We start from the raw sequence: 11,920 nt of genomic DNA on the forward strand, positions 1-11,920 counted from the left end.
CCCTTTAGCGCGGCACAAGGACTCCGGCGCACGTTCGCGCACGCGACCGGCCCGCCAGAGGGGCGCCGGTCGGCGACAGCGAAGCAGCCGTTTCGGGTGGGGACAGAATTTCCCATCATGGTTAACCTTGAGTTACATAGCGCAACAAATGCTCGCAAGGTCTTCCCGAGGCTCTCGCCGGCATTCTTCGCGCCCTGAGGGCTACACCCCTGAGGGCTACACCTGCCGCCACAGCAGCGCGAGCAGCACCGCCGCGCCGAGCCACAAGGCGATCAGCGCCGAGAGCACCGCGCCCGCCCCGCCGGCCGTCAGCAATTGCGCTGCACCGAGCGGCGCCAGCGCCTGCGCCAGCAAGGCCGGCCGGGCGAGGCGGCCGGCGAGGACGGGATAGCGCTCCGCCCCCAGCACGGCCAGCGGCACCGTGCCCTTGGCAATGGAGAAGATGCCGTTGCCTGCGCCGTAAGCCACCAGCGCCACCGCGACGATGGGAAAGCCCGCCGCCAGCAGCACCAGCCCCAGCCCCATCAGCGCCACCGCCCAGATCATCGTCCAGAGCGGATGGTGACGCCCGCCGGACGCCTGCTCGATGATGCGCGCGAAAACCTGCGCCGGGCCGATGAAGGCCCCGGCGGCCACCGCCTCGGCGAGGCTCAGGCCGCGCGACTGGAGCAGCGCCAGCACCTGAACCGACATGGCGGAGGCGATGGTGCCGATGAGGGTGACGATGCCGGCCATGAGCAGGAAGGAAATGCGCTCGGGCCCGCCCAGCACCACCGGCCCGCCCCGCGCCGGCCGGCCGGTCTCCGCCCGCAGCGCGATCGCCGGCATGAAGGCCAGCACCAGCGGGATCGATACGGCCAGATGCAGGCCGGCATAGACGAGGCAGGTCGCCCGCCAGCCCAGATGCGCATCGAGGAAGGCGGTGATGGGCCAGCACACCGTGCTGGCGAACCCGCCCCACAGGGTGAGCATGGTGATGGCCCGCCGTGCCCCCGCGCCATAGAGCCGCCCGAGGGCGGCGAAGGCCGCGTCATAGAGGCTCGCCGCCATGCCCGCGCCGGCGATGCACCAGCCCAGCATGAACATCGCCGGCCCCTGCGCCAGCGCCAACAAGGCCAGACCGCAGGCCAGCAGCGCGCATCCGCCCGCCAGCACCGGCCGCCCGCCGCGGGCATCGATCAGCGCGCCCACCTTCGGCGAGACGAGCCCCGCCACCAGAAGCCCCACGGAGAGGCTGCCGACGATCCATTGCAGGGGCCAGCCCGTATCCCTGGAAATCGGCCCCGCCAGCACCGTGAGCAGATAGAAGGACGAGCCCCAGGTGAGGATCTGCACCACGCCCAGCGCCGCGATGACCGAACGGCCGGCACCCTCCCTCCCGGCGGGTGAAGTGGCCGCGCTCACCGCACGGCCGCGTCGAGGGCGAGCCGCGCCTCCAGCGCCTCGGCCGCTTCCTTGCGCTCGCTGTAGCGGTCGGTGAGATAGGGGGAGATGTCGCGCGTCAGCAGCGTGAACTTCACCAGCTCCTCCATCACGTCCACCACCCGGTCGTAATAAGCGGAGGGCTTCATCCGCCCCGCCTCGTCGAACTCCTGATAAGCCTTGGCGACGGACGACTGGTTGGGAATGGTGAGCATGCGCATCCAGCGGCCGAGTATGCGCATCTGGTTCACCGCGTTGAAGGATTGCGAGCCGCCGCACACCTGCATCACGGCCAGCGTGCGCCCCTGCGTGGGGCGGATGGCGCCCAGCGCGAGGGGGATCCAGTCGATCTGCGCCTTCATCACCGCGCTCATGGCCCCGTGCCGCTCCGGGCTGCACCAGACCTGCCCCTCGGACCAAAGGGTGAGTTCACGCAGTTCCGCCACCTTGGGGTGCTCCACCGGGGCGCCATCCGGCAAAGGCAGGCCATCCGCGTGGTAGACCCGCGTTTCCGCGCCGAGCCGGTTCAGCAGCCGCTCCGCCTCCAGCGTCAGCAGGCGGGAATAGGAGCGCTCGCGCAGGGAGCCGTAGAGCAGCAGGATGCGCGGCGGATGGCGCGACGGCGCGGCCGGGAGCAGCCGGTCGAGGCTCGGGACGTGAAACAGGGCCTCGGTTACGTTGGGGAGGGTGTCGTCGGTCACGGGGGCGTCCTCGCCTAGGCTAGCTCCGGCGCTCTCATAGCAGGCCCGCGCACGGCTCACAGCATCGATCCACTCCCGGCGGCGTTGCGCCGCGCGGGAGCATCTGCACGCGGCTTGAGCAGCGCGAAAGTCAAAATATCATCACAAGTACAAATACCGCGCACGTTTAGGCGGAGCACAGCATCACGCTCCAATCATTCTGCCGCGATCCGAACTATTCGATTGACGCCGCGCGCGGCCGTCCGAATATATCCCGAGGCATTCGCGGCCCCGTATCCGCTTCGCAACCGGGAGATTGCTATGGGTCTTCAGTCCATGGGCGATTTCAAATGGCCCGGCCTCATGCAGCCGGATGGCGCGCCCATCGCCCTCAATCGCGACGCCTTCATCGCCATCGATCGCTACAAGGACATCAGCTACGATCCGGTGTACCGGCCGCAGGCGCTCTATCACCGTGCGCTGGAAGGCCTCCACGCCAATAACGGCGCCTTCCTGCTGCAGGAGGTGGCCACCAACCTGCCCATCTACCGCGACGACACGGGGCCCACCGACTTCCACCTGCACCTGCCGCCCGGCGGCTTCCAGCTGGTGCTCGTCACCTCCGGCATGTTCACCTTCGACTATGACGGCAAGGTCCATTACGTGGGGCCGGGCGCGGCGATGCTGCAGAGCGCCATCGTCCACCGCCAGCTCTTCTACACATGGTCCGGCCTCTCCACCGAAGAGAATCTGAAGACGCCGCAGACCGTGGTGCCCGACCCTTTGTGCATGGGCTATTCCGGCAAGTTCCTCGAAGCCTTCATCACCGATCCCTCCACCTTCCCGAATCCCACAGTGGTCGGCCCGGACAAGATCCGCGAGGACGAGACGCCCCGCACCGCCTGGAAGCATCCGCTGCACAACCGGCCGGCGGGCGCGGGCTTCTGGGTTCAGGACCCGCTCGCCCTCGACGCCCTCTTCCGTCCCTATCCGGCCGATGCGCTGGGGGCGGTGGCTTCCCCCATGCCGGTGCATGTGCGTGACCTCGGCATCGAGGCGCCGAGCGGCCATCTCGTCGCCGGCCACATCATCGCCACCGATCCGCGCGGCGGCGCGGTGCTGCCCAAATCGGCGATGGCGGCGGACGCGAAGGGGCTGGCGAAGGGTGAGGTCGTGGTCTACCGCATCATCCGCGGCACCGCAGGTTTCACGGACGGCGCGGGCAAGATCATCGAACTTGCCACCGGCGATACGGTGACCGCCGGCAAGGACGCCATCCGGCTCGCGGAGGTCGGCGAGGACACGCAGGTCCTGCGGCTCGGTCTCCTCAACGGCTTCGATGCCCTGAAGATGTGGACGCCCGGTCAGCGGGACGAGATCGACGCCCTCGCCGGCCAGATCATCACCCGCGCGGACCTGCGCAGCGACCGCCTCGCCGGCAGCCCGGTGGGCTATCTCTACGAATAAAGCGGGCGCCGCTCAGCCGAACATGCCGGCGACCATGGCGCGGTACCAGTCGGCATTTTCCTCAAGCTGGCGACGGCGCAGGGCCGGCGGCTCGCGGGCAGCTGAGACGGTGCCCTCCACCTCGCGGATGCGGCCGTCCTCCGGCCGGTAGAGCCCGCTCACCTTCACCGCGTCGTCGGCCGTAATGAGGCTCCAGCAGGTGCTGGCATAGCTGGCCGACGGGGCAGCCTCGCCGAACAGGCCGGCGAGCAGCGCGCGCGCCGCCACCTGCGCCTGGCTGCCGGCGGCGAAGGCGGATTTCGGGATCTCGCCGCCGATGGCCGCATCGCCGATGACGAAGACGGCCGGGTCCAGCGCCGAGGCCATGGAGCCGGCGTCCACCGGGCACCAGCCCGAGGCGTCCGCGAGCCCCGCCTGCCGCGCGATGACGCCGGCCTTCTGCGCCGGGATCACGTTCACCAGCGCCGCCTCTTTATAGGTCTCGAAACCGGTGACGACGGTGCCCGTGGCCGGGTCCACCGAGACGAGGCCGTCGGAGATATCAGGCGCCATCCATTCCACCATGCCGGGATAGTGCCCCTCCCAACCCTCCTGGAAGAGGCCCTGCATTGAGAATTTCGGCTTCGGGTCGACGATGACGATGCGCGCCCCGCCGCGCCCGGTGCTCTTCAGGCGGTGGGCCATCATGGAGGCGCGCTCATAGGGCGCCGGGGGGCAGCGGAAGGGGTTGGGCGGGGCGGTGATGACGATGAGTCCGCCGTCGGGCACCTGATCCAGCCGCTCCTTCAGGAGGCGCAGCTGGGCGCCGCCCTTCCAGGCGTGGGGCATCACCGTCTCGGCGGCCCGACTCCAGCCGGGCACGCTGTCATAGTCGAGATCGATGCCGGGGGAGAGGATGAGGCGGTCGTAGGGAATGCGCCCGCCATCGGCGAGCCGCACCTCCCGCCGCTCCCGGTCGATGGCCTGCGCCCTTTGCGGCACGACGCGCACGCCCGCCCGCGCGAGGCTTTCATAGCCGAATTCCAGCGCGACGAAATCGATGAGGCCGCCGAGCCAGAGATTGGAGTGGAACACCGCCACGTAACGCGGCTCCGGCTCCACCAGCGTGACCTCCACCCGGCCATCGCGCAGCAGCGCCCGTGCGGCATTCGCCCCGCCGGCGCCGCCGCCCACGATCACCACGCGCGGCCGCGCCTGCGCGGCGACGTGCGGCGCGCAGAGCAGCGCCGCTGCCAGCGCCGAACGGCCCAGCAGCGCCCGCCGCGAGACGCCCGCGCGTGTCATGTCGTCAGCCGACCTTAAGGTAGCCGAACCCCTTGCCCTGCAACGCGCCGGCGGTGGCGATGCCGGAGGGCACGAAGGCGATGAAGGCCTCATCGCGCGCCTTCTCCTTGGGCACATGGTTGCGCTCGAAGGTGTAGGCGCACAGGTAGACCTTCAGCCCGTTCTTGGCGAGGGCGGCAATCTTCTCGGCCAAAGTGGGATCGAGCGTCTCCTTCTCCCACATGGTGCCGTTGAGATTGTCGAGGAAGAACTTGATGCCGCCCGCATGGGCCACCATCACGATCTGCAGCGCGAAGGGATCCGCGCCATAGGAGGCGTAGTGGTTGTTGATGTTGTTCAGCGTCTGGGCGAACCGGGCATGGTCACCATAGTCCACGTGATAGACGCAGGCGGTGTCCGCTTCCTTCTTGATGTCGGCGAGCTGGAGCGACTGCACGGCGGCATGGGCCGACGTTGAAGCCGCGATCGGCGCGGCGCCCGCAAGCGCCATGGTGCCGAGGAAGGCCCGGCGGTCGAACTGGGGCATGGTTTCCTCTCCCGTCATCGGCGTCTGGCGCGCCGTGTGCTTCGGACTGTGCCACCCACCGCCCCCGCTCCGCAACGGCGCGGCGGGCCGGCGCGCGAACTACTTCTTCGAGCCGTCCGGCTTGAACTGGGCCAGGAAGGCGATGAGATCCGCGCGCTCCTGCTCGTTCTTGACGCCGGCGAAGGCCATCTTGCCCTTGGGCGCGAGGTGCTTGGGGTTTTCGAGATAATCGTTGAGGCTGGCCTCGTCCCACACCTTGCCGGCGGCGGCGCCGTCCTTGATGTCCTGGGAATACGCATAGCCCTCGAAGTGCGCCCACTTGGCGCCGACGATGCCATTGAGCGGCGGCCCGACCTTCACCTTCGCGTCAGGGCCGATGGCATGGCAGGCCATGCACTTCTTGAAAACCGTCTCGCCCTTGGCGATGTCCGGGTCGGCGTGCGCCGGGGCAGCGGCGACGCCGAGCAAGAGGGCGACCATCACGGGGATGCGCACGATCCTCGTCCTTTCCATTGGAGGGGCTGTGTGGTGTCCCGGCCGAGGCGGCCGGGACCCTTCCTTGGTGTCACGACGGGCGGCTTACTCCAGATTGCCTTTGGGCGGATCGCCGTCCGGCGTCACGTTGAGGATCTGGGCGCGGGCGGTGACATGAACTTCGCCGCTGCAGTCCTTCATGCAGGGGTTCTTCTTCCAGAAGGCCTTTTCCGAAGTCTCCCGGTCGTCGTCGTAGAAGTTGGCCTCGTTGGGCAGGTCCACCTTGGGGAAATTCTCCTTCGAGAGCACGTAGTCCTCGGGCACGAGATCGTTGAGGTTCAGAAGATACGCGACGATGGCGTAGGTCTGGTCCGGCGAAAGCGACATGTTATTGCCGAAGGGCATGGCGCGGTGCACGTAGTCGTAGACCGTGGAGGCATAGGGCCAGAAGGAGCCGATGGTCTTTTCCGGCCGCTCGGATTTCAGGGTGCCGCGCCCGCCGGCCAGCACCGGCCAGCGGCCCGCGCCCTCGCCGAACTCGCCGTGGCACTGGGCGCAGTTCTGCAGGAACAGCTCCTCGCCCTCCTTCACCGAGCCCTTGCCCGGCGGCAGGCCCTCGCCATCGGCGCGCACGTCGATGTTCCAGGCGGCGATCTCCTCGGGCAGCGCGGGGCGGCCGAGGGCGATGGTCTTGGCTGTAGCCTGCGCGGTCGTAGAGGCGGGAGCCGCCACGTTCACCGCCTGCCGGGCCTTGTCCGAGCCCATCTTGTCCGCGCCCGCCTTGTCCTTCTCGGCCTTTGCCGCGGGCTTTGCGGGCTGGGGATCGGCCACGGCCATGCCGGACGCGGCCAGAGCGCCGGCGAGCAAGGCGGAAGCGAGGAGCGTCTCAGCCGACTTCCACATTTTCCGTCTCCCCGTTGGAGCGCACCAGCCACGTCTGGATGCCGTTGTTGTGATAGATGGAATTGGTGCCGCGGATGGCCCGCAGCTCCTGCTTGGTGGGCTGGACATAGCCGGTGTCGTCCATGGCGCGGGACTGCACCATCAGCTCCTGCCCGGCCCAGTCGAAATCGAGATAGAAGCGCGTCATGGACATGGGCGTCGCGGGCCCGTCGAGGCGCGCGGTGGTCCAGTTGCGCCCGCCGTCCAGCGAAACGTCCACCCGCGCGATGGTGCCGCGCCCCGACCAGGCGATGCCGGAGAGCACGTTCGGCCCCTTGTGCTTCAAGGGCGCCTGCGGGCTCGGACTCGTCACCACGGATTTCGCGTCCATCACGAAGGTGAAGCGGCGCGAGCGGCCATCGGCGAGGAGGTCAGTGTATTTCGACGTCTCCTCGCGCTGCTGCCAAGGCTGGTCGCCTATCTTGAGGCGGCGCAGCCACTTGACCCACATATTGCCTTCCCAGCCCGGCACCACGAGCCGCACCGGATAGCCTTGCTCGGGCCGGAGCGCCTCGCCGTTCATGCCGAAGGCGACGAGGCAGTCGTTCATGGCCTTTTCGAGCGGGATGGAGCGCGTCATCACCGCCGCGTCGGCGCCTTCGGCGAGCACCCATTTGCCCTTGGGATTGACGCCGGCCATATCCAGCAGCGTCTTCAGCGGCACGCCGGTGTAGAAGAGATTGTGGATCATGCCGTGGGTGAACTGGCAGCCGTTGAGCTGCGCGCCGCGCCACTCCATGCCGGAATTCGCGGCGCATTCGAGGAAGTAGGGGCGGTTCACCCGGCCCGGCATCCGCTTCAGATCTTCCAGCGTGAAGACGAGCGGCTTGTCCACGAGGCCGTGGATCATCAGCCGATACTTGTCCGGGTCGATCTCCGCCTGCCCGCCATGGTGCCGCACGAAGCACAGGCCGTTGGGCGTGATGACGCTGTCGAGGGCATAGAGCGGCGTGAAGCTGACCGAGCTTTGCGAGCTGGCGGTGAGCCACGTCACCTCGCGGCGCACCACGTCCTTCTCGAACACGGACGGCTTGCCATACGGATTCTCGTTGACCGGCGCGCCCAGCGTCTTGGTCCAGTCGGGCACCGGCACGATGTTGGGATCTGGCGTGCCGGCGGCCGGGGCGGCAAGGGCGGAACCTCCTCCGGCGGCAACGGCGCCCGCGCCCATTCCGGCAAGGTTGAGGAAGCGCCTCCGGGAAAGCGACGGCTTCGAGAGCGACGGTTTGGCGCCGGTCGCGCGTTCCGTCGGGGGCAGACTGGTGTCGGACATGGGCGTCCTCCCTGATATTCTTTTATTCGTAGATTTGAATATTTTGATTGGAATCGTGTGCTGGAGGGGCCTTGAGCCTCACGCGCCCGTCACCTTCACCGAGGCGTTGGGGGCGATCTTCACGGACTTGGTGTCGGTCACGTAGCGCTCCACCAGCTCCCACACCGGCGGGCCTTCCACATTCTGGGCGATGGACGCCCAGCCGGCGACCGTATAGGCCTTGTCGGCCTCCAGCGGCTTGCCGGTCTTGAGGAAGGTGAGGTCGGAGATGCGCTGGCCGGAGCCCTTCGACACGTCGATGGCGTAGCCCACGCCGCCGACCCGCACCATGTCGCCGCCGCCCTGGAAGTAAGGATCGGGATTGAAGATGTTGTCGGCCACGTCCTCCAGTACGTCCTTCAGCTGCTTGCCGGTCATGGTGTTGCGGTAGCAGGCGGGATAGGTGATGGCGGTGGCGTTGGCCACGGCATCGAAGGTGATGGGATCGCCCGGCAGCAGCGTGCCGCCCCAGCGGAAGCCGGGGGAGAGGGCGATTTCCGCATCGCGCTCCTTCATGATCGCATCGCAGATCATGTCGTCGAACGTGCCGTTGAAATTGCCACGGCGGTAGAGCAGGCTGTCGGCGCGGCCGAGTTCGCGGGACAGATCCTTCGCATAGGGTGCGCGGATGTCCGTCACGAGCTTCGCCATCTCCGGGTCCGGCGCGATGACGTCCGAGAACACCGGGATGAGCTGGAAGCGATAGCCGGTGACCTTCCTGTCCTTCACGTCGAGATCGAGGCGGGACACGAACTTGCCGTGGGAGCCGGTGGCCACCAGCAGCGTCTTGCCCACCTCCACCGCGCGCGGCATGGCATCATGGGTGTGGGCAGTGAGGATCACGTCGATGCCGGAGACGCGGGACGCCATCTTGCGGTCCACGTCGAAGCCATTGTGGGAGAGCACCACCACCGCATCGGCCCCGCCGGCGCGGGCGGCGTCCACCTGCTTCTGCATGTCCTCCTCGCGGATGCCGAATTCCCAGTCCGGGATCATCCAACGCGGGTTGGAGATGGGGGTGCGGGGGAAGGCCTGGCCGATCACCGCCACCTTCGCGCCGCCCTTCTCGAAGGTCTTCGCTGCGTCGAACACCGGCTCCTGCCACTCAGCCGAGCGCACGTTCTGCGCGAGGAAGGCGAAGGGCGCCTTCTCCTTGATCTCGGTCACGCGGTCGGCGCCGTAGGTGAATTCCCAGTGGCCGACCATGGCGTCCGTGCCGAGGGCGGAGAACACCTTCACCATGTCCTCGCCCTGCGTCTTCAGGGAGGACCAGGAGCCCTGGAGCCCGTCACCGCCGTCCAGCAGCAGCACCTTGTCCGCGCCGCGCTCGGCCCGGATGGCCTTCACCAAGGTGGCGATGCGGTCCACGCCGCCCATGCGCCCATAGGTGTGGGCAAGCTGGGTGAAGTCTTCGGAAGTGAGGGAATAGGCGTCGCGGGTGCCGCCCTTCAGGCCGAAATACTTGAGGAAGGCTGCGTCGGTGAGGTGCGGCGGCACGCCCCGCGCCTCGCCCACGCCGAGATTGATGGAGGGCTCGCGGAAATAGAGCGGCACGAGCTGGGCGTGGATGTCGGTGATGTGCAGGATGGTGAAGGTGCCGGCATTGCCGAACTTCAGCAAATCCGCCTGGCTCAGCGCCTGCGCGCCGACCGCCTGCGCCAGCCCGGTGCCGGAGGCAGCGAGCAGGCCGGCGAGGGCCGTTCCGGCGGACAGAAAATCGCGCCTTGAGATCATGAGGGCCACGCTTTCTCAGGTCATGGCGGGAGCGCCCACCGGATCAGCCGATCCGATGGCACGTCCACCGACAACAACGGAACAATGCGAGGGGCGTCGCCTCAGGCGACGGTGAGCTTCGCGGTGGCCTTCTGCTCGGCGCCGCCGTCATCCTTCCAGGTGAAGGTGAACTCGCCGCTCTCCTTCGCCTTGAAGAAGAAGGACTGGTAGGGGTTCGCCGAAATGGAGGTGAACCACTCCGCGGTGAAGAAGGGCTTGCCGTTGAAGGCGGCCTGGAAGTTGTTGATGATGTCGCGCGGCACGGTCTTGCCGGCGGCGTCCTTGCGCTGGCCGCTTTCCATCTCGTGCGAAATCAGGGTCTTGATCTCGATGATCTCGCCCGCCTTGGCCTGGGCAGGCACGCGCACGCGCGGCTGGGACTTGAGGGCCATGGGTTTCCTCCGGTTTCTGCTCGGCGGCGCTCCGGCGCGCGCCTGTTCTGTTCTTTTGTGTGTTCGGGCCGTGATTCGACTGTCGTATCAGCCGCCGCAGCCGCCGATGGTGACTTTCACCTGCACCTTAGCCGAATAAAGCTGTCCGCTGGACATCTCCGCCACGGCGATGACGTTCTGCGTCTGCGCGAGGCGCATGCGGGTGGAGGCGGACGCCTTTCCGCTCTCGGGGGTGAAATGATAGCTCACCACCTGCGGCAGCGGATTGCCGTCGGCGAAGACGTGGACGGACTTCACGAAATCCGTCTCGGTCATCGGGCTTTCCACATCGATGTTGATAGGCACGACGAGGCCGTTCTCGGCGATCTCGGGCATGTCGAGCTTGATCTTGCCTTCGCCCATGGGCTTGCCGGCGAAAAGCTTTTTCATTTCGTCCGCCACCTGCGCCTCGGTGGCGAGCGCCATGCGCGGTGCCAGCACGGCCGCGAATGCGGCGAGGCCGGCGAGCTTCAGCGCGCGGCGTCGCGTGGAGACAAGGGTGACGTCGAGACGGGGCGGCATGCGTTTTCCTCCTGGCACGACCGGCGCTTGAGGGCCGGCTTTTGGCGTTGTTCTTGTTGAATCTCGTCCCCGTGACGGCGGTGGTCGCGGCGGATCAATTTCACATATTGTGATATCGAATTTTTTGAATGTAAAGTAGCTCCTATCCGCCGATCGCATCCATCTATGAGGGATGGAGCGTCGCAGGTGGATCGCCGCGGCTCAAGGGCTTCAACGAGAAGGCCCCAGGCCCCGGACGTCTCGCTGGGGAGGATACATGCGACCCAAAGCCACGTTTCTCACATGCCTGTGCGCCCTCGCTCTGGCGCTCTTGCCCTTCGTCACGGCCCGCGCGCAGGAGGACGCGAGCGAAAAGGAGATCGAGCGCTACCGCGCCATGATCAACGATCCCATGGCCAATCCCGGCTATCTCGCCGTGGACCGCGGCGAGGCCATCTGGGCCGATCCGCGCGGCACCAAGAACGTCTCGCTGGAGGCCTGCGACCTCGGCCAGGGGCCGGGCAAGCTGGAAGGCGCCTATGCCGCCCTGCCGCGCTATTTCGCGGATGCCGGCAAGGTCATGGATCTCGAGCAGCGGCTGCTGTGGTGCATGGACAAGATCCAGGGCGTGGACATCAAGCCGATCATGGCCAAGCCCTTCTCCGGCCCCGGCCGTGGCTCGGACATGGAGGATCTCGTCGCCTTCATCGCCAACAAGTCCAACGGCATGAAGATCGACATCCCGCTTGCCCATGCCAAGGAGAAGGAGGCCTATGCCATCGGCGAGGCGCTGTTCTACCGGCGCTCGTCCATCAACGACTTCTCCTGCTCCACCTGCCACGGCGACCCCGGCAAGCGCATCCGGCTCCAGGGCCTGCCGCAGCTCGACAAGCCGGGCAAGGATGCCCAGCTCACCATGGCCTCCTGGCCCACCTACCGCGTCTCCCAGAGTTCGCTGCGAACCATGCAGCACCGGCTTTGGGACTGCTATCGCCAGATGCGGATGCCCCCGCCGGACTATGCCTCGGAAGCCGTCACCGCGCTCACCGTCTTCCTGCAGGCGCAGGCGGCCGGGGGCGAGCTGAACGTGCCGTCCATCAAGCGCTGA

At 67.5% G+C, this 11,920-nt stretch carries 12 protein-coding genes; 2 read left to right on the plus strand and 10 right to left on the minus strand.

Annotated elements, in window-relative coordinates:
• Nucleotides 1-216 precede the first annotated feature (216 nt).
• Nucleotides 217-1,404, minus strand: coding sequence for an MFS transporter (locus tag XAN126_RS0121725; RefSeq protein ID WP_024280664.1), 1,188 nt, complete (start codon nucleotides 1,402-1,404; stop codon nucleotides 217-219).
• Nucleotides 1,401-2,123, minus strand: coding sequence for an arsenical resistance protein ArsH (gene arsH, locus XAN126_RS0121730; RefSeq protein ID WP_024280665.1), 723 nt, complete (start codon nucleotides 2,121-2,123; stop codon nucleotides 1,401-1,403). The genes XAN126_RS0121725 and arsH overlap by 4 nt, the downstream gene beginning before the upstream one ends.
• 300 nt (nucleotides 2,124-2,423) lie before the next feature.
• On the opposite strand from arsH, the gene XAN126_RS0121735 reads away from it, so the two are divergent.
• Complete coding sequence (locus XAN126_RS0121735) at nucleotides 2,424-3,569, plus strand: hypothetical protein (protein ID WP_024280666.1); 1,146 nt, start codon at nucleotides 2,424-2,426, stop codon at nucleotides 3,567-3,569.
• 12 nt (nucleotides 3,570-3,581) lie between these two features.
• Here XAN126_RS0121735 and XAN126_RS0121740 read toward each other — a convergent pair whose 3' ends face one another.
• The 8 genes from XAN126_RS0121740 to soxY form a co-directional block, all read right to left on the minus strand.
• Nucleotides 3,582-4,853, minus strand: a complete 1,272-nt coding sequence (locus XAN126_RS0121740; protein ID WP_024280667.1) for an NAD(P)/FAD-dependent oxidoreductase — start codon at nucleotides 4,851-4,853, stop codon at nucleotides 3,582-3,584.
• Between the two features lie 4 nt (nucleotides 4,854-4,857).
• The gene (locus tag XAN126_RS0121745; RefSeq protein WP_024280668.1) at nucleotides 4,858-5,379 is read right to left on the minus strand and encodes a DsrE family protein; all 522 of its coding nucleotides are present in this window, start codon (nucleotides 5,377-5,379) and stop codon (nucleotides 4,858-4,860) included.
• Nucleotides 5,380-5,478: 99 nt separating this feature from the next.
• Complete coding sequence (locus XAN126_RS0121750; RefSeq protein ID WP_029877567.1) at nucleotides 5,479-5,859, minus strand: cytochrome c family protein; 381 nt, start codon at nucleotides 5,857-5,859, stop codon at nucleotides 5,479-5,481.
• A 99-nt stretch (nucleotides 5,860-5,958) separates the two neighbouring features.
• The gene (locus XAN126_RS0121755; RefSeq protein WP_024280670.1) at nucleotides 5,959-6,756 is read right to left on the minus strand and encodes a cytochrome c; all 798 of its coding nucleotides are present in this window, start codon (nucleotides 6,754-6,756) and stop codon (nucleotides 5,959-5,961) included.
• A complete protein-coding gene (gene soxC / locus XAN126_RS0121760; RefSeq protein ID WP_051460959.1) occupies nucleotides 6,740-7,966 on the minus strand; it encodes a sulfite dehydrogenase in 1,227 nt (408 codons plus the stop codon). Before soxC ends, XAN126_RS0121755 begins: the two co-directional genes overlap by 17 nt.
• Before the next feature lie 180 nt (nucleotides 7,967-8,146).
• Complete coding sequence (gene soxB, locus XAN126_RS0121765) at nucleotides 8,147-9,841, minus strand: thiosulfohydrolase SoxB (RefSeq protein ID WP_024280672.1); 1,695 nt, start codon at nucleotides 9,839-9,841, stop codon at nucleotides 8,147-8,149.
• Between the two features lie 101 nt (nucleotides 9,842-9,942).
• Nucleotides 9,943-10,272 carry a thiosulfate oxidation carrier complex protein SoxZ gene (soxZ, locus tag XAN126_RS0121770; protein WP_024280673.1) on the minus strand — a complete coding sequence of 110 codons (330 nt, stop codon included), beginning with the start codon at nucleotides 10,270-10,272 and terminating at the stop codon, nucleotides 9,943-9,945.
• Nucleotides 10,273-10,359: 87 nt separating this feature from the next.
• Entirely contained in the window at nucleotides 10,360-10,833 is a 474-nt protein-coding gene (gene soxY, locus XAN126_RS0121775; RefSeq protein ID WP_024280674.1) for a thiosulfate oxidation carrier protein SoxY, read from the minus strand.
• Nucleotides 10,834-11,089: 256 nt separating this feature from the next.
• Between soxY and soxA the strand changes: the two genes are divergently transcribed.
• Nucleotides 11,090-11,920, plus strand: coding sequence for a sulfur oxidation c-type cytochrome SoxA (soxA, locus tag XAN126_RS0121780; RefSeq protein ID WP_024280675.1), 831 nt, complete (start codon nucleotides 11,090-11,092; stop codon nucleotides 11,918-11,920).

It is taken from the genome of Xanthobacter sp. 126 (genome assembly GCF_000526175.1).
GTDB classification, from domain to species: Bacteria; Pseudomonadota; Alphaproteobacteria; order Rhizobiales; family Xanthobacteraceae; genus Xanthobacter; species Xanthobacter aminoxidans.